Genomic DNA, 17,058 nt, shown 5'->3' on the forward strand with positions numbered 1-17,058 from the left:
GAAGTGAGAACGGCTGACATACGCCCGGGTTTTGCGCACAATATTTCTCCAACGATCGCTCCATTCAGGACGAACAATGGAGAATCAGAGGATCGACCTCGATCCGCCGCACCTGGCTTTTTGTTTGAGTAACCCGCCTCGCCCGGGAGCAATTGGTTTGATGATGATGCGATCCCAGATGATCCGGTGGATTCCGGCCTTGATCGTGGTCGGTTGCCTCGCCGTCAGCCCGCCGGCCCGGGGGGATGGCTTCGACCTGAACGTCAGGCCGCTCCTGCAGAAGCACTGCCTGAACTGCCACGGGGGGGAGAAGCCGAGGGGGGGCATCGACCTGGCGCAGTTCGAGGACGAGGAGGCGCTCCGGGAGGACCCGGAGACGTGGCTCATGGTCATCGACGCGCTGGTCGAGCGGACGATGCCGCCGCCGGGCCGCAGGGCGGGGCCGAACGAGGACGACCGGCAGCGGGCGGCGACCTCGATCAAGGCCGTGCTCGACGCGATCGAAGGGGTCGATGATCCCGGCCCGAGCGTCATCCAGCGCCTGACGAGACGCCAGTACAACAACACGATCCGCGACCTGCTCGGCGTCGATTCCGACCCGGCCCGCAACTTCCCGGCCGACGGTGGTGGCGGCGGCGGGTTCGACAACAATGCCTCGACCCTGTTCATCCCGCCGATCCTGATGGAGAAGTACCTCGCCGCCGCCGGAGAGGTCCTCGACCAGGCCGACCCCGATCGGTTCCTCGTCGCCCGGCCCGGGGGCGACCTGACCGCCGAGGAGGCCGCCCGGGCCTCGATCGCCGCCTTCGCACGCCGGGCCTTCCGCAGGCCGGTCGGGGACGAGGAGGTCGATCGCCTGATGCGGCTCTACCGCCTGGCCGACGATCGCGGCGACGACTTCGAGGAGGCCGTGCGGCTGGCGCTGCGGGCGGTGCTCGTCTCGCCGAACTTCCTCTACCTGGTCGAGCAGGACCGGCCGGAGGCGGATGATCGCTCCTACCGGATCTCGGACCACGAGCTGGCCTGCCGGCTCTCGTACTTCCTCTGGGCCTCGATGCCGGACGACGAGCTGTTCGCCCTGGCCGAGTCCGGCACCTTGAGCGACCCCGAGGTGCTCGACGCGCAGGTCCGGCGGATGCTCGACGACCCGAAGGCCCGGGCGATGGCCGAGGACTTCGCCGGCCAGTGGCTCCGCGTCGGCAACCTGGAGGACCTGGCCGACGTCGATCGCCGGATGTTCCCCGAGTTCACCGACACGCTCCGCGAGGCGATGGTCGAGGAATCGATCGCCTACGTCCACGCCATCTTCCGGGACGACCGCTCGGTGCTGGAGCTGATCGACTCCGACTACACCTACCTGAACGAGATGCTGGCCGAGCACTACGGCATCGACGGGGTTGAAGGGCCTGAGTTCCGCCGGGTCGCCCTGGAGGACCGCAACCGGGGCGGGGTGCTCGGCATGGCCTCGGTCCTGACCCTCACCTCGTACCCGAGGCGCACCAGCCCGGTCTTGCGGGGCAAGTGGGTGCTCGAGGAATTGCTCAGCACGCCGCCGCCCCCGCCGCCGCCAATGGTCCGGGCCCTGCCGGCCGACGACCGGATTCGGGACGGCCTGACCTTCCGCCAACGTTTGGAACAGCACCGCGAGGACCCGAACTGCGCCTCGTGCCACGCCCGGCTCGACCCGCTCGGCTTCGGCCTGGAGAACTTCGACGTGCTCGGCCGATGGCGCGAGGAGATCAGCGAGGAGCCGGTCGACGCCTCGGGCATCCTCACGACGGGCGAGGAGTTCACCGGCCCGGCGGCCCTCAAGGCGATCCTCGCCGAGACGAAGCGCGACCTGTTCGTGCGGAACCTCTCCGAACGGATGCTCAGCTATGCCCTGTGTCGGGGGGTCGAATATTACGACACCCCCGCCGTGAACCGCGTGATCGAGGACCTGGAGGCCGAGGACTACCGAGGGGCGGCATTGATCGCCGCGGTCGTCCGCAGCTTCCCCTTCCAGCATCGTCGGAACGAAACCCCGGAGGACCGGCCATGAGCCGCAAGAACCACCCGATCAGCCGTCGGACCGTCCTGCGAGGGGTGGGAGCGATGGTCGGCCTGCCCTTGCTCGACGCCATGACCCCGGCCGCCCGGGCCTTCGGTGTCGACGGGAACGCCGACGACCGCCCGCCGGTCCGCATGGCCTGCCTCTTCTGGCCGAACGGCTGCAACCCCCACACCTGGACCCCCGAAGGCCACGGCCGGGACTTCACCCTCTCGCCCATCCTCCAGCCGATGGCAAGGCACAGGGACGAGATCCTCGTGCTGACCCACCTGAGCAACCAGGGGACGTTCACCGGCGACGGCCACTACGTGAAGGACGCCGCCTGGCTGACCGGCACGACCATCCACCGGACGACCGGCGCGGATTTGAACTCCGGCGGCATCTCGATCGACCAGCTCGCGGCGCAGCGGATCGGCCTCCTGACCCCCTTGCCGTCGCTGGAACTGGGCGTCGAGCCGGTGACGACGGGCGTCGACACGAACGTCGGCTACACCCGGCTCTACGGCTCGCACATCTCCTGGTCGACGCCGACCACGCCGGTCGCCCGAGAGATCAACCCCCGCCTCGCCTTCGACCGCCTCTTCCGCTCCGAGGCCGGCAGCCGAGGGGCCCAGGACGACGACCGGAGCGTTTTGGACCTGGTGGCCGAGGACGCGAAGGCCCTCCGCGACCGGGTCGGCCACGAAGACCGCCGCAAGCTGGACGAGTACCTCGACTCGGTCCGGGCCGTCGAGACGCGGATCGCCTTCGAGGCCAGCGACCGCCGCGCCCGGTATCGCGACGACCCCGAGGCCAGGGCCGACATCGAGGCCCTCGGCGGCCGGGTCGACACCTACAGCCACGACCCCGGCCGCGTCCGAGAGCGGTCGATGGACCACTCCGAGCACGTGGCCTTGATGCTCGAAATCCTGCTGCTCGCCCTGCGGACCGACTCGACCCGGATCGCCACGTTCATGTTCGGCAACTCGGTGAGCAACAAGAACTTCTCGTTCCTCGATGGCGTTTCGGGGGGGCACCACCAGCTCTCGCACCACGAGAACGACGAGGCGAAGCTGGCCGAGTATCAGGTCATCACCACCTGGCACATGGAGCAGTGCGCCCGGTTGCTCGACCGGATGCGGGAGATCCCCGAAGGGGAGGGGACCCTGCTCGACAACTCGATGGTCCTGATCGGCTCGGCCCTGCGCGACGGCAACCGCCACGACCCCCACAACCTGCCGACGGTCCTCGCCGGCCGCGCCGGCGGCACCCTGTCGCCCGGCCGACACCTGATCTACGGCCCCGACACGCCGCTTTGCAATCTGTACGTCTCGATGCTCGACCGCGTCGGCGCCCCGGTCCCCCGCTTCGCCGACAGCACCGGGCCGCTCGAAGGGCTGGATAATCCCGAATATCAGGGACGCCCCTACGAGGAATCGCAACGGCGAGGACGCCGCGAGCGGTCCTGATCGGACGCCCGACCACCCCCAGGCCGGTCGGTTGGGATTGTCTCAGCTCGATCCCAACCGGCGGCGTTCGGGTTGCCGGATGGCCGATCCGGGGCCTGGGAACGATTCCGGCCGCTTGACATGGGGGATTCTGCGGGTAAACTGGACGTTTTGCCGCATCGTACCGATCCGGGAACGCATCGATTCGTGCGCCTGGGATCTCGATGTGGACATGGATCATCCCGAGGAGCATGCCCGGAGGGCCGATGTGTCTGTCGGCCTTGGAGGGATCGGGGACGCCCGAGGATCGCCAGGACGACCGAAGACCTATGCCCACGATCAATCAGCTCGTCCGCAAGCCGCGGAAGCAGCAGTACACGAAGACGAAGTCGCCGGTGCTGGACGCCAACCCGTTCAAGCGGGGGGTCTGCCTGCAAGTCAAGACGATGACGCCGAAGAAGCCGAACTCGGCCCTGCGGAAGGTCGCCCGCGTGCGATTGTCCAACGGCAAGGAGATCACGGCGTACATCGGCGGCGAAGGCCACAACCTGCAGGAGCACTCGATCGTGCTCGTCCGCGGCGGCCGGGTCCGCGACCTGCCGGGCGTGCGCTATCACATCGTCCGCGGCGTGCTCGACTCGCTCGGCGTGGCCGACCGCAAGCAGGCCCGCTCGAAGTACGGTGCCAAGGCCAAGGCCGCACCGGCCGCCAAGGGCGCCCGCAAGAAGTAATCGCCGGGCCTTCGGGCTTCAAAGGCCGCTCCGTTTCGCTCGCCCGTCGCCTCCCCGTTCGGTGTGCTTCACGACCCAAGGGGAGCGTCGGGGCATCTGGCTTCTCGGGGCCGACCGACCGAAGCCTCGGGCCTTGCTCTCCTTGACCGGGGGCGATCGGGCCGCATCGAGGGGGTGCCTTGGAACGCCGGGACGGACCGATGCTCCTCACCGTGCCCGGCCTTGCCGTTTGTCGTGATTGAGGGCCGACGCGGGGGGCCGATTCCTCCCCACGACCTGCCTCGACAGCGCCCCTTGATCCTCGCGGTATTGAGATGATCCCCGCCCCGGCCTTGATTTCGAACGCCGATCGACTCGACTCAACCCGGACTTTTCTGGCCCCTCGCATTACGGAACCGATCCGACCATGGCCCGCAAGTTCACCGCCAGCAAGGCGCAGCTCCGCCCCGACCCGAGGTTTGGCTCGAAGCTGGCCAGCAAGTTCATCAACTGCCTGATGTACGACGGCAAGAAGAGCGTCGCCCAGCGCGTCTTCTACGATGCCACCGACCTGATCCAGAAGCGCCTGCCGGACATCGACCCCCTGGAAGTCTTCGTCCGGGCGGTCGAGAACGTCATGCCGGTCATCGAGGTCCGCTCGAAGCGCGTCGGCGGTGCCACCTATCAGGTGCCGATGCAGGTCAAGAAGAACCGCCAGCAGACCCTGGCGATCCGCTGGATCCTCATGGCCGCCCGCGAGAAGAAGGGGCGACCGACCCACGTCAAGCTCGCCGACGAGCTGATCGCCGCCTTCAACCGCGAAGGCGCCGCCATGAGCCGCCGCGAGAACGTCCACCGCATGGCCGACGCCAACAAGGCGTTCGCCCACTTCGCCTGGTAAAGGTAATCTCGGCCGGGCCTCGTCGGATTTCGATTCGAACGGACTTCGGGACTCCTCCGCATCGCTACAGGGGGGAGTCCCGTTTTCCATTGACACTGGATTGATGGCCGGTGATCGCCCCTTTGAGGCTCCGTCGAGCCGTGCCCGTCACGATCCGACCGTTTCAGAATGCTGATGCCCCGGCCTTGCTCGCCCTCTTCCGCGACACGATTCGCCGGGTCAACAGCCGCGATTACTCGCCCGAGCAGGTCACAGCCTGGGCCTCGGACGAGATCGACGAGGCCGCCTGGGCCTCGCGGTTCCTCGGCCGATTTGTGGTCGTGGCCGAGGCGGATGGGAGGATCGCCGGCTTCGCCGAGCTGGAGCCGACCGGCCGGATCGACCGCTTCTTCGTCTCGGCCGACCATCAAGGGCTGGGAATCGGCCGAGCCCTGCTCGACGCGATCGAGGCCGAGGCGATGCGTCTCGGCCTGCCTCGGCTCGACGCAGACGTCAGCCTGACGGCATTATCCTTCTTCGAGCGGCGAGGCTTCCAGACGATCGCCTCGCAGGTGGTCACCCTGCGCGGTGTCGCATTCCGCAACGTCCGGATGATCCGGGTGCTCATCGCGTAAACGAGACGCACTCGGCATGCCCGGCTCGGCTCCTCAGTCGATCGCCAAGCCGGGCCAGCGGTTCGCAATGCAACGCTTCCCGAGCCATCCGGGGATCACTTGCCGGGATCGTCGCTCAGGCTGGGAGCGTCCAGCCGAGGAGCATCAGAGGGGGCCTCGGAACCGGAGTCGGAGTCAGAGCTGGACTCGGAGTCGGAGGCAAGCGGGTCGGTCTCCGTGCGAACCGGCTGCTCGACCGGGTCGCTGACGGCGATGACCTCGTCACCGAATCGGATCTGCTCGGCGGCCATGGCCGGCCCGCCGTTGAGCATGGCCGGGCGCACGAGCAGGGCGACGGCGTCCCCTTCCTTCAGCTCCAGGCCGTCGAGCTTCGACTTCGGCCCGAGGATCACCTCGGCGCGGTTGCCGCCCCGCAGCTCGATCTCGGTGATCAGGTGGTCCTCGTCGTGGCCCCGGAAGATCACGGTGCGGGTGCTGACGACCTCCCCGCGGACGCGCTTGATCATGCCGTCGTCGGGGCTTTCCACCTCGACGTCGTTGTCTCCCTTCGACACGGATCGGGCCATCAGCACCGGCCGATCGTTGATCATGCCGCGGTGGCCGATGACCGTGACCTCGTCTCCCTCGGCGATCTCGAGCGCGTGCAGGGCGTCGGCCGGGCCGAAATCGACCTTGGCCGTCCCCTGGTCGGTCGCAACGCGGGCGATCCGGTGCGGGCTCGCCGCGCCGGAGAGCGGGAATTCCTGGATCTCCCGGACCGTGCCCGACAGCGTGATGGCGTCGTCCCGGGGGCGCCGGTCGGCCCGGCTCGGGTCGATTTGAGGGGATTGCTGGCCGCCGGCCTCGCCGCCGCTCATCCGGCGCTGGCGGTCCGCGCCGGCCATGCGGGCCCGGCTCAGGTCGTCGAGGTGGAGGGTTTCGATGGTGTCGAACGTCCCGTCACCATCCAGGTCGACGGCGACGCGGACCCACCCGCTCGGGATGGCCACTCGGGTCGAGTCGGGGTCGGTGACCGTCTCGGTCCGGATCGAGTCGGCGAGCTGGCGGTCTTCCCGCTCCTGCTCGGCGGGGGTCTCTGGGGCCACGGTCGGGGCCGGTTGGCCCACCTGGCCGGGCGCGGGAGCCGGGGCCGGGGCCGGCGACGGGGGCACGGTGATGGGGCGGGGGGGCGGCGGGTCGGGCTGCTGGGCCGTCGCGATCGGGGGCATCAACAGGGCAAGCAGCGGCGATCCGCCGAGCACGACGGCCAAAAGCCTGGAGCGTCGCATCGTGGGGGGTCTCCTTTGATTGGGATGCTTCGATTGGAAGTAAGGAGGGAACAGAATCTCCCCAAGGCGAGTGATCGCTTGAGGAGATCCCGAATTTCAGAGGTTCTATACACGTTCTGGCGGCACAACCGGGCCGCGGTCATCGCCGTCGAATCACGGCCTCGGCTCGGGACTGCCCGGCTCTCGGAGGGATCCGGGCGAACCCGGCTCGACGGGGGCGGCCGGCCGTTCGAGCCCGCCGGGGGCGTCGAGCGGCTCGGGGGAGTCCAGGGCACCGGGGGCGTCGAGCGCCCCGGCCCCCTCACCGGACGGGCCTTCGGCGGGAGCGTTGTCGTACCAGTCGTCGAAGGCGGCCGAGTCGCTGTACCAGTCCGAGGTGTAGTAGCCTCGATAGCGAGGGCCGATCCCGTACGACGGGCTCGGCAGCGCGCCCTGTTCGACGAAGTTGTAGCGGCCGAGTCGGCTGTAGATCGCCGAGTCGCGGTCGATTCGGCCCGACCGGGGGACGGTGCCCCGCTCGCCGGAGACGCTCACCTCGCCGCTCGTCCCCAGGCCGGTCCCGGCCGTCTCACCTTCCGGGCGTCGCGCCGAGGGATCGGCGGCGGGATCGGTGCGGGGGACGCCCTCGGTCGTGCCGGGGCCGAACTCCTCGCCGCTCGGGCCGAAATCCATGCCGGCCGGCTCCCGGTCACGGGCGGGATAGCCGCCGTGCGTCGGGTCGTAAAAATCGCGGGAGCGGTCGCTGTATCCCCAGCCGTAATACGGCGAGAAACTCTGCTGGAAGTACGGGGAGCCGCCCAGGGCCGGCCGGGCCGGAGGCGCCGCTCGGCCGAGTTCACCGGAGAAGCCGGGCCCCATGCCCCGCCCGCTCGGCGGCAGCTCGATCCCCAGGCCCCTCGGGTCGCCGGTGATGCCGCTCTGCAGCGGGTCGCGGGCCCGGCCGAGCGCCGTGCCGCCCATCTCACCCTGCCGACCGAGCCGGCTCCGCACGCCGAACCAGTCGCCGGGGTCGTACCAGCGCTCGGCGAAGGTGTCATAAGGCGAGTAATTGCCGCCCGTCGGCAGGCCGGTCACGATCTGGGCGGAAACGGGCGTGCTCGCCGCGACGGCCAGGGCCAGCGCGGCTCCTCCGACCATTGCCGAGGCGGAGGTGGTGATCCTGAAATTCATGGATGTCTCCTCGTCCGGGGGAAGGGCCGGGCGATCGCATCGAGGGATCCCCCCGGCCGGGTTCGATCGCTGGACCGACTCGCACTCGGGAAATCGCTCGGGCGAATTGCGTCGGCTCAGCGGCGGCGCCACCCGCGGTCTCCCCGTCTCGTGCTGGTCCAGCAACCGGGGAGCGACGGGGCAGGGCCCGAGTTCATCCCCCTTCAACCCTGCGAACCGCGCGCCGGCCATCGCGAAAAATCACGAGATTTTGCACGGATGTGGATGGAAGCGTTTGTTCTTCCCACCGCTTCCACGGAAAAAGGCCGTGGCCAGAACCGGCCGGACGCGGTAGGCTCGACCGCACCATGAAACCGACCCCGACACCTCCCGCCGACCGCCCCGACGACGGCCCCGATCGCCCGTCGCGATCGCGCCCCGCGCCGGATCTCGGCACCTCGTTCGTCGTCACGGCCGACGCCTCCCGGGTCGGCCCGGCGATCGTCGATCTCCCGCCGGCCCGGGCCGACTCCGGGCCCTCCCCAACGCCGTCGCCGTCGCCCGCCCCGCCGTCCGGCCCGCCGACGACCGAGGCCTTGCCCCCGTTCGAGCTGCGGGCCCTGCGCATCACCGATGCCGGCTGGGGGGCCGGCTGGGAACTCCGCCCGGCCCCCCCCCGGCGCCCCTGGATGGACGGGCATCCGCATGCGTACCACTGCCTGCCCCTCGTGGTGGCGAACCAGTGGGGGTGGCAGATTCACTGTCCCGTGGATGTCAGGGTCGTCTGGGACGGCTCGCCCGAGCCGGCGGGCCTCACCGTCGAACTGCACCCCGAGCACCGGGCGGCCATCACGAGCCAGTTCGGCCAGGGGATCGTCACGTTCTCCCCCCCCTGGATGTTCCGGACCCCTCCCGGCTGGGACCTCTGGGCCAAGGGGCCGGTGAACACCTGGAGGCGCAATTGCGTGCCGCTGGAAGGGATCATCGAGACGTGGTGGCTCCCCTACACCTTCACCCTCAACTGGAAGCTCATCGAGCCGGGAGAGGTCACCTTCGCCCGGGGAGACGCCGTCGGCCAGCTCCTCCCCGTCCCCCATCAGACCTTCGCCGAGGCCCGGGCGATCGAGGAACCCCTGGGCTCCGAGCCCGACCTGATGGCCCGGATGACCGCCTGGCGCGAGGAGCGGGAGCGGCGGGCGGGCCAGCGGCATCAGAATCACCTGATGTACCGCAAGGCCCAGGACGTCGACGGCCACCTGGTGCGGGTCCCCGTGCCCCCGGTCGGCCCTCGCCCTCGCTCCTCGGCCGCCGACGCGCCGAACGACCCCCGGGAGGGCCGTTGAGGCTCGGGCCCGTCATCGCCCCCTTCTGCCCGATCCGGGCACGCCCCTCGCCGGCGTTTTGACAGCCCCGGGCCGGCGGGTTAGGCTACACAACGACCGCGCGTCTCCTCCGGGACGCGCCTCGCGGGCCGCCGTCCCCCAACGAGGTCGATTCCCCCGTTTGCTTCGCGACCGCGACGCCCCGGCGCGGGCGAGTCCCGGGCCGTCGCCCGATCGGACCCGGTCCCCCCGGGTCCGATCGAGGGGCGCGGACGCGCCGACCGGGTGTGATTCGCTCAATTAAGAGAATCAAAAGGGCAGGGACTGGCCCGATTCGAGTCGGATCGAAGGGCCAGAGCCAAATGTCGACGACCACCAAAGCCCACGTGACCTGCCCCGGGTGTGCCCGAGTCCTCCGGGTCCATCGCGAGCACCTCGGCCGGCGGGCCCAATGCAAGTACTGCGACGCGAGCCTCACGCTGGCCGAGGATCCCCCCACTCCCGCCCCTCAGGCCGACGCCCCCTCGGATCACGAGCGGCTTGCCCCCGAAGGCGACGGCAACCACACCGCGTCTTCCCAGGCGAATCCCGCCGCGTCCGCCCCGAACCAGGACGCCTTGATCGCCGAGCGTGACGCCCTGGTCGCCGAGCGCGACGCCCTGCAATCGCGGCTCGACGCGGTCGAGGCCGAGCGCGCCGCCGAGCGCGACGCCCTGATCGCCCGGCACGATCGCGCCCTCGACGAGCTTCGCGCCGGCCTCGAATCCGATCGCGATCGCCTCGCCACCGATCACGACGCGCGACAACAGGAAGCCGATCAGCTTCGCGACCGCCTGGCCGCCGACCGCGACGCGATCGCCGCCGAGCGCGACGCCCTGCTGAGCGATCGCGACGCCCTGCGGGCCGAGCGAGACACCCTGCTCGAACAGGCCGAACACCTTCGGGCCGAGGCCGGCCGGGCCGCCGACGCCCTGGACGCCCTGCGATCCGGGGCCGAGGCCGAACAAGCTCGCCTGAGCGAAGCGCTCGCCTCGACCCGATCCGAGGCCGAGGCCGATCGGGCTCGCCTGACCTCCGACCTCGAAGCCGCCCGGGCCGAGGCCGATCGTCGACTGGCCGAGCGAACGGCCGAACGAGACGCCGCCCAGGCCGAGGCCGAAACGGCCGATCGCGAGCGCAACGCCCTGCGGACCGAGCTTGCCACCGTCAACGATCGACTCCGGCAGGCTGAGGCGTCGGTCGAGGACCTGCACCGTCAGCTCGCCGAGGCCCGGGACCAGGCCTCGACCGCCATCGATCGCCTGACCGTCGAACGGGACGACGCCCTCCGCTCCGGCGCCTCGGCCGCCGATCGCGGCAACGCTCTTGCCTCGCAGCTCGAACAGCTCCAATCGGACCACCAGGCGATCAGCGACCAGCTCTCGCAGCGTCAATCCGAGCTCGATTCCCTCGCCGATCGCTTCGAGGCCCTCCAATCCGACCGCGACGCCCTCGCCAAGCAGCGTGAGGCCCTTCAATCCGACCGCGACCGACTCACCAAACAATTACACACGGTTCAATCCGACCGCGACTCCCTGGCCGACCAGTTGCGCACGCTCCAATCGGACCGCGACGCGATCGCCGCCGATCGCGAGGCCACGCAGCGGAAACTGGCCCGGGCCCAGCAAGACGCCGAGCAGGCCGCGAGCTCTCACGAGCACGCCCTGGCCGAGGCCGCCCGCGCCCTCGAAGCCGAGAACGGCCGATCCGAGTCACTCCGCAGCGAGATCGCCGACCTCGCCGAGGCCCGCAGCAGGCTCCGCGAGGAGCTGACCTCGGCCCAGGAGCGGATCAAGACGCTCGACGCCCAGCTCGCCGAGGCCCAGACCTCCAGTTACCAGCTCCGGGCCTTGCTCCGCCGCATCGGCCTGCCCTTCTGACGGCCACGACGATCGCATCGGTCACGACCTCGGGAGGCGCCGCCTGCGAGATGACGGGGGCGTACCGCGACGAGACGCGCCGCGACGCCCCCGAGTCGGGCCGATCCGGTCCCGGCCCGCCCTCTCGATCAGCCGACGATCACCCGGCCGGGGCCGTCGTCCGGCTCCTCCAGGACGATCCGGCGATCGAGGAACGCGGCGATCGTGCGGATGTTGGTCCGCAGATGCTCGGTGACGCGAGAGACGGTGAAGAGGCTCCGCCCCTCGGCCAGGGCGAGCGGCAACACGAGTTGATCGGCGCTATGGGGGTCCACCGCCCCCAGGCCCGGCGCGTGCAGGTGGTCGAGCAGCTCGGCCACGGCCTCGGCGGCCACCTCCTCGGCCGGTTTCCCGCGGGCCCCGAGGCCGACGAACGTGCTCGGCGGGGCCTCGCCGTCGTGCTCGAGCACCAACGCGATGGCCGCCCCCGGGGACGGGCCGGGCCACTGGGCCAGGTCGATGGCGACCTCGGCATCGATCCCCGCCTCGCCCAGCAGGGCGACGGCGCGGTCGCGCATCCGCTCGGCCACCTGGCGCCGGTCCAGCTTGCAGGTGCCGGCGACGCCCGAGATCCGCGTGAGGGCTCCTCGACGCTCGGCGACCCACGGCCGGGGCCTGCCCGGCTCGATCCAGGCGTCGAGCCGACCGCCCCCCTGGGGGTAGAACCCCGCCTCGGGCATCGCCAGGGCCAGCGGGAGCCCCATCCGATCCAGGTAGGCGCGCCAGGTCCGGTCGAGGAACGGATAGGACGGCGCCTTCGTGTTGAACGTGCCGCCGGTCAACGACACCCGGACCCCGTGCCCGGCCCGCAGGGCGATCGGCAGCGCGAGGGTCTGCAGGACGAGGCCGGTCGACCCGGCCGTGCCGATGTCGATGTCCAGGTCGGTCGGCTCGAACGGCCTCGGGCGGAAGGTCAGGGCCTGCGAACCGACGGTCGCCCCCTGGACGGTCGCCCCCGAGAGCCTCGCGGCGGCCATCACGGCCGATCGGTGCTGCGGGCGCAAGCCCGGGCGGTCGCGGTTGGCCCGGATCCGGGAGATCCGGAACGGCCGGCCGGTGAGCATCGCCAGGGTCAATGCGGTCCGCAGGATCTGCCCGCCCCCTTCCCCGTCGGCGCCGTCGAGCTCGACCAGGCGGTTCGAGGAAGTTCGGACCGGGAAGTCGGCGGCGGGCCCCGGCACGGGGGTCGGGCGGTTGTCGTCGGTGTCGTCGTCCATCGGGGCGAATCTCGGGAACGGGGGAGAGGCCGAGGCCGAGGCCGAGCCGCTCCCTCGGCCCGCCGACAGGCGATGCGGCCCGAAGGAGGGGCCGTGGCCGGCGTGCGACCGCCAGCGCCGGGCCGGCCCGATCCTCGCATCGTCATCCCCGGTCGGGGTCGGCGTCCATTCCATTTCGATGCGCTCCCTGGTCTTCCGGTTCGCAACCCGAGTGCCGCGCCGCGGGGATTTCTGGAACGGGGAGGGCCGGGCCGGGCCGTTCGGGCGAGCCGAACCGAGCCGAGGCCCGGGCGCCGGTCACTGCCGGCCTTCCGGCCCTCCGGACGCCTCCGGGCCGACGCCCAGCTCGCTCGGGTCGACGCGGAGGAGGCTGCTGGGCGGGGTGACCGGCTCGACCCACGGGATCTCGGTCGCCCCGGTCGGGGTCGCCCAGATGAAGACGACCGTCTGCAGGAGGCGGTCGCTCTTGGGCTCGGCCTTGGTGAAGAGGAAGTGCCCGAGGCTCCCCGGCCGATCGGGCCAGCAGCCGAGGATGAGCACCTGCTCCGGCCCCAGCGTGAGCCGCGCCGTCAGGTCGCGGAAGCTCTCTTCGAGCTTCCCCTCCCGCATCACGAACTGCTCGGGCTCGAACGGGCCGACGTTCTCGGCCGGGGCGTAGCGGAGCTGGTCCGAGCCGTGGTGGATCTCCGGCACCACCCGCATCGCCATGCCGCCGTCGGCCTGCGAGGCCGAGACCCGCACGGCCCCCCGGACATGCTCATAGTCCCGACCGACCGCGCCGCCGCCGAGGCTCAGGAAGAGCGTCTTGTGCGCGGCCGCCTCGTCCGGCCCGAGCATGATCGGCGTGGCGTGCCCGTCGGGCACGGCGACGATGGTCGGGTCGATCCGCTGGCCGACCGGGGCCTCGGGGCTGAGCAGCTCCTCGACCTCGGGCGGGAAGACGGTGTCGACCACCGCCACCCGCAGGCCGTTGGCCTCGAGCCGCTGCCGCTGCTCGGGGGGCAGGACGTGCTCGTCGGCGGCCGTCCAGACGATCTCGCGCAGCTCCGGGTCGTCGATCGGCCGGGTGGCGATCATCACCTTCAAGGCGATCCGACGGGGGGCGAGCAGGTCGACCAGTTGGTCGTTGCCCATGCCGCCGAGCGACACGCCCGAGCGCTCCGCCTCGGCCGGCGGCTTGATCAGGGAACAGCCGACGGCCATCGTCAGCGCGGCGATTGTGGAACAGGCCAGGGCCCACAGGTTGCGGTCCATCGGCGGAGTCCTTTCCGCTCGGTGTCTCTGGCAAACGGCGGACGGATCAGCCCATCCACTCCGCCCGAGACGCCCGGTCCATCCCCCTTTGGCGTCTCGCGATGGCGGACTCTAGGCAACATGCCGCATCCTGTCAATCGCGACCTTCGGGGCCGTTCCCGACGCACCGATCGCAGGATCGTCCTTTTCCGTCTTGGATGGGACACCGGCGAGGGTCGAAGGAATCGCGGCGTGCCCATGCATCCCCTCTCCGGCCGCGTCTTCGATCTTCTGAACGGGACGGGCCGAGGGCCGGGCTCGGCAAGGCTCAACAGGGGCCGGCACCCCTGCCCGCATCGCGATCAACGGAGCCGGGGAGCCGAGGGGCATCCCCGGCCCGGTCCGTTCATCGGGTCGGCGGCGGGTCGACGACCGGCACCGCCGCGGCGGCGTGAGCCGAGACGCGGGAGTCGGGATCGTCCTCCGCCAGCCGGGCCAGGGCCGACGAGGCCGACACCGCCGCCGGGCCGAACCGGCTCAGGGCGTCGGCCGAGGCGATGCGGACCTCGGCTTCGGGGTCGTCGAGCGCGTCGATCAGGGCCGCGATCACCTCCCGGGCGCCGTCGGTCCTCGGCGAGACGACGCCGAGCCCCCGGGCCGCGAAGGCCCGAAGCCTGGGATCGTCGGATGAGAGCCTCTCGACCAGGAGGGTTGCCCCCTCGGCCGCACCCGCCTCGATCGCCCCGGCCAGCTCGGCGCCCGCGTCCTCGTCGGAAACGCCTTCCCTGATCGCGTCGATCAGGGCCCGGCCCGCCTCCTCGGCCGATCGGGACGGGTCGGCCAGCGCCGCGGCCGACGCGACGCGGACCTCCTCCGCGTCGTCCTCGGCCGTCGCGGCCCGGAGGGCCTCGGCGGCTCCCGGGTCGTCGGCGGCGAAGGGACGCAGCGCCGTCGCGGCGGCGACCCGGACCTCGACCTCCGGGGCGTCCGAGAGGGCCGCGATCAGCCGGTCGCGTGCCGCCGAGGTCGCGGTCGGGAACCGGCCGAGCACCATGGCCAGCAGGGCGCGATCCTCGGCATCGTCGTCCCGGTCCATTGCCCCGGCCACCGCCTCGGCCCCGGATTCGGGATCGAGCTCCAGCGGCGCCATGGTCAGGCCCATCCGCGAGGCTCGCCGGACGACCTCCGCGTCGTCGTCGAGCCCATCGAGCATCGCATCGAGATGCTCGGGACCGTCGATCGGAAGCTCCGACAGCGCCACGTCGGCGTCGTCGCGGACCGACATGCTCCCGCTTCGCAGGGCGGCGACGAGGGCCGAGGCGATCCCCTCCGGACGCTCCCCGATCCCGAACATGGCCACGGCCGAGGCGTGCCGGACCTCCGGATCCGGGTCGCTCATGCCCTCGGCCAGGGCCCCGACGGTTTCCTCGTCGAAGGTCAGTCCGTGCCGCCGGATCAACTGCCCGAGCGACCGGGCCGACGCGGCGCGGACCCCCGCATCCTCGTCACCGGCCAGCGCCGCGGTCAGCGGCCCAACGGCCCTCGCCGCCTCGCTCGGATCGTCCCAGGTGCCCATCGAGGCGGCGGCCTCCCTCCTCGACTCGGGATTGCCGGTCGACAACCCCCCGATCCCCTTCGAGGTCGGATCCGACGGCACGCATCCTGGCAGTATCGGCAGCAAGAGCAGCGTACCGGCGAGGCTCCTGGCGAACCATCGCGGCCGGCCCCCCCCGAAACCTTCGCGTCCTTGAGTCATCATGCGATCGAACTCCCATGACGAAATCCCACCCAATCCCCGCATTTGACGCCATCGGGGCGCCAAGGGGATCCTGAATTCGGGAAAATCGGCCTGAGATGGCATATTTTTCCGACTTTCCCGTTGCGTTCACATGAGCCACCGATCATACTCCTCCATTGCAGACTTCGCATCACTTTGATCGGCCGATCCGTCAAGTTCTTGACCCATCGGCCGGGAATGCTGTCGGGATTCGTGCGTTTCAGCGTCCTGGGCCCGAAGTTGGCCCGGCCCGCGATCCGATTCCGTACCCTCCGGGACCCTGAACCCGCGAGGGAGACGATCGCCCCACGCCCTTCCCGGGCCCGGGAACGTTCGGCTCCCGATCCGGGAGAGGGGGCGGTGCGCTCGGCGGATTCGCGCTTCCGTGCATCATGATCTCGTCTCTTCGTCGAATCACGAGGTTTCCATGCGCCTGTCACGTCATCGATCCGGCTTCACCTTGATCGAATTGCTCGTCGTCATCGCGATCATCGGCGTCCTGATCGCCCTGCTGCTGCCGGCGGTCCAGAGTGCCCGGGAGGCGGCCCGCCGCGCCCAGTGCGTCAACAACCTCAAGCAAATCGGGATCGCCCTACACAACTACCACGACACCGTCGGCGCCTTCCCGTGGGGCCAGGGGCCGCTCGGCTGCAACGACTGGAACCACATCACGTTCATGCTCCCCTACATGGAGCAGGTGCAGGTCTTCAACGCCATCAACTTCACCTGGAGCTGGGGCTGCACCGGCCACCCCGCCAACACGACGGCGACCTTCACGCGGCTCAACACCGTGCTCTGCCCGTCGGACGAGAGCCGGCTGACCTGGCCCGCCGGCCCCAACAGCTACCACGCGAATGCCGGCTCGACCCCCGTCCTCTACTCCTGGAACACCGCCCGGCCCAACGGCCCCTTCGGCGCGGTCCCCGAGATGAAGGTCATCCGCATGGCCGACATCCGCGACGGCACCAGCAACACCGCGTTCCACAGCGAGCGCGTGATGGGCATCGGCACCGGGAACAATCAGATGATCGACTCCACCACCCCGACGGCCACGATCGCCCGGGTCGCCAGCGCCGATCGGATGGACGTGCCCGGCCCCTACTGGGAACTCTGCCGGGCGTCCGACCCGAGGCTTCCCGGCATCACGCTGGGCAGCGGCCGGCCGGTCGGATCGCACTGGCACATGGGCAACCCGCAGTCCAGCCGATACAACCACGTGATGGCGCCGAACACCTGGTCATGCACCGACGCCGGCGGCAACAACGGCAACGGCGCCCAGACCGCCAGCAGCCGCCACCCGGGCATCGTCAACGTCCTCTTCGGCGACGGCACGGTCCGCGCCGTCAAGAACACGGTCAACATCGAGGTCTGGTGGGCCATCGGCACCCGCAACGGCGGCGAGGTCGTCTCCGCCGACCAGTTCTGATCGGAC

General features: G+C 70.6%; 13 protein-coding genes. 8 read left to right on the forward strand and 5 right to left on the reverse strand.

What is annotated here, in order from left to right:
• The first annotated feature begins 160 nt into the window (after positions 1-160).
• The 5 genes from AB1L88_RS02820 to AB1L88_RS02840 all read left to right on the forward strand — a co-directional run bounded on the left by AB1L88_RS02820 (position 161) and on the right by AB1L88_RS02840 (position 5,702).
• Positions 161-2,041 carry a DUF1592 domain-containing protein gene (locus tag AB1L88_RS02820; protein ID WP_367095111.1) on the forward strand — a complete coding sequence of 627 codons (1,881 nt, stop codon included), beginning with the start codon at positions 161-163 and terminating at the stop codon, positions 2,039-2,041.
• Positions 2,038-3,498, forward strand: coding sequence for a DUF1552 domain-containing protein (locus AB1L88_RS02825; RefSeq protein WP_367095112.1), 1,461 nt, complete (start codon positions 2,038-2,040; stop codon positions 3,496-3,498). The genes AB1L88_RS02820 and AB1L88_RS02825 overlap by 4 nt, the downstream gene beginning before the upstream one ends.
• A gap of 308 nt (positions 3,499-3,806) precedes the next feature.
• Complete coding sequence (gene rpsL, locus AB1L88_RS02830; protein WP_152052712.1) at positions 3,807-4,208, forward strand: 30S ribosomal protein S12; 402 nt, start codon at positions 3,807-3,809, stop codon at positions 4,206-4,208.
• A 406-nt stretch (positions 4,209-4,614) separates the two neighbouring features.
• On the forward strand, positions 4,615-5,088 hold the full coding sequence (rpsG, locus tag AB1L88_RS02835) for a 30S ribosomal protein S7 (protein WP_152052713.1): 474 nt from the start codon (positions 4,615-4,617) through the stop codon (positions 5,086-5,088).
• A 110-nt stretch (positions 5,089-5,198) separates the two neighbouring features.
• On the forward strand, positions 5,199-5,702 hold the full coding sequence (locus AB1L88_RS02840; RefSeq protein ID WP_367095113.1) for a GNAT family N-acetyltransferase: 504 nt from the start codon (positions 5,199-5,201) through the stop codon (positions 5,700-5,702).
• A gap of 95 nt (positions 5,703-5,797) precedes the next feature.
• Here the strand turns inward: AB1L88_RS02840 and AB1L88_RS02845 are convergent, their stop codons facing one another.
• Positions 5,798-6,970 carry a hypothetical protein gene (locus AB1L88_RS02845; protein ID WP_367095114.1) on the reverse strand — a complete coding sequence of 391 codons (1,173 nt, stop codon included), beginning with the start codon at positions 6,968-6,970 and terminating at the stop codon, positions 5,798-5,800.
• Between the two features lie 153 nt (positions 6,971-7,123).
• Positions 7,124-8,140: a hypothetical protein gene (locus tag AB1L88_RS02850; protein ID WP_367095115.1), complete on the reverse strand. Its 1,017-nt coding sequence runs from the start codon at positions 8,138-8,140 to the stop codon at positions 7,124-7,126.
• A gap of 347 nt (positions 8,141-8,487) precedes the next feature.
• On the opposite strand from AB1L88_RS02850, the gene AB1L88_RS02855 reads away from it, so the two are divergent.
• Both AB1L88_RS02855 and AB1L88_RS02860 read left to right on the forward strand, forming a co-directional pair.
• Positions 8,488-9,462, forward strand: coding sequence for a DUF6065 family protein (locus tag AB1L88_RS02855; protein ID WP_367095116.1), 975 nt, complete (start codon positions 8,488-8,490; stop codon positions 9,460-9,462).
• Between the two features lie 341 nt (positions 9,463-9,803).
• A complete protein-coding gene (locus AB1L88_RS02860; protein WP_367095117.1) occupies positions 9,804-11,360 on the forward strand; it encodes a hypothetical protein in 1,557 nt (518 codons plus the stop codon).
• Between the two features lie 128 nt (positions 11,361-11,488).
• Here AB1L88_RS02860 and rtcA read toward each other — a convergent pair whose 3' ends face one another.
• The 3 genes from rtcA to AB1L88_RS02875 form a co-directional block, all read right to left on the reverse strand.
• Complete coding sequence (gene rtcA, locus AB1L88_RS02865) at positions 11,489-12,790, reverse strand: RNA 3'-terminal phosphate cyclase (protein ID WP_367095118.1); 1,302 nt, start codon at positions 12,788-12,790, stop codon at positions 11,489-11,491.
• Between the two features lie 123 nt (positions 12,791-12,913).
• Entirely contained in the window at positions 12,914-13,870 is a 957-nt protein-coding gene (locus AB1L88_RS02870) for a hypothetical protein (RefSeq protein ID WP_367095119.1), read from the reverse strand.
• 385 nt (positions 13,871-14,255) lie between these two features.
• Complete coding sequence (locus AB1L88_RS02875) at positions 14,256-15,608, reverse strand: HEAT repeat domain-containing protein (RefSeq protein ID WP_367095120.1); 1,353 nt, start codon at positions 15,606-15,608, stop codon at positions 14,256-14,258.
• Between the two features lie 445 nt (positions 15,609-16,053).
• Here AB1L88_RS02875 and AB1L88_RS02880 point away from each other — a divergent pair, with 445 nt between their 5' ends.
• A complete protein-coding gene (locus AB1L88_RS02880; protein WP_367095121.1) occupies positions 16,054-17,052 on the forward strand; it encodes a DUF1559 domain-containing protein in 999 nt (332 codons plus the stop codon).
• The last annotated feature ends 6 nt before the right edge of the window (positions 17,053-17,058 follow it).

Origin of the sequence: Tautonia sp. JC769, from assembly GCF_040717455.1 — a bacterium.
Lineage (GTDB): Bacteria > Planctomycetota > Planctomycetia > Isosphaerales > Isosphaeraceae > Tautonia.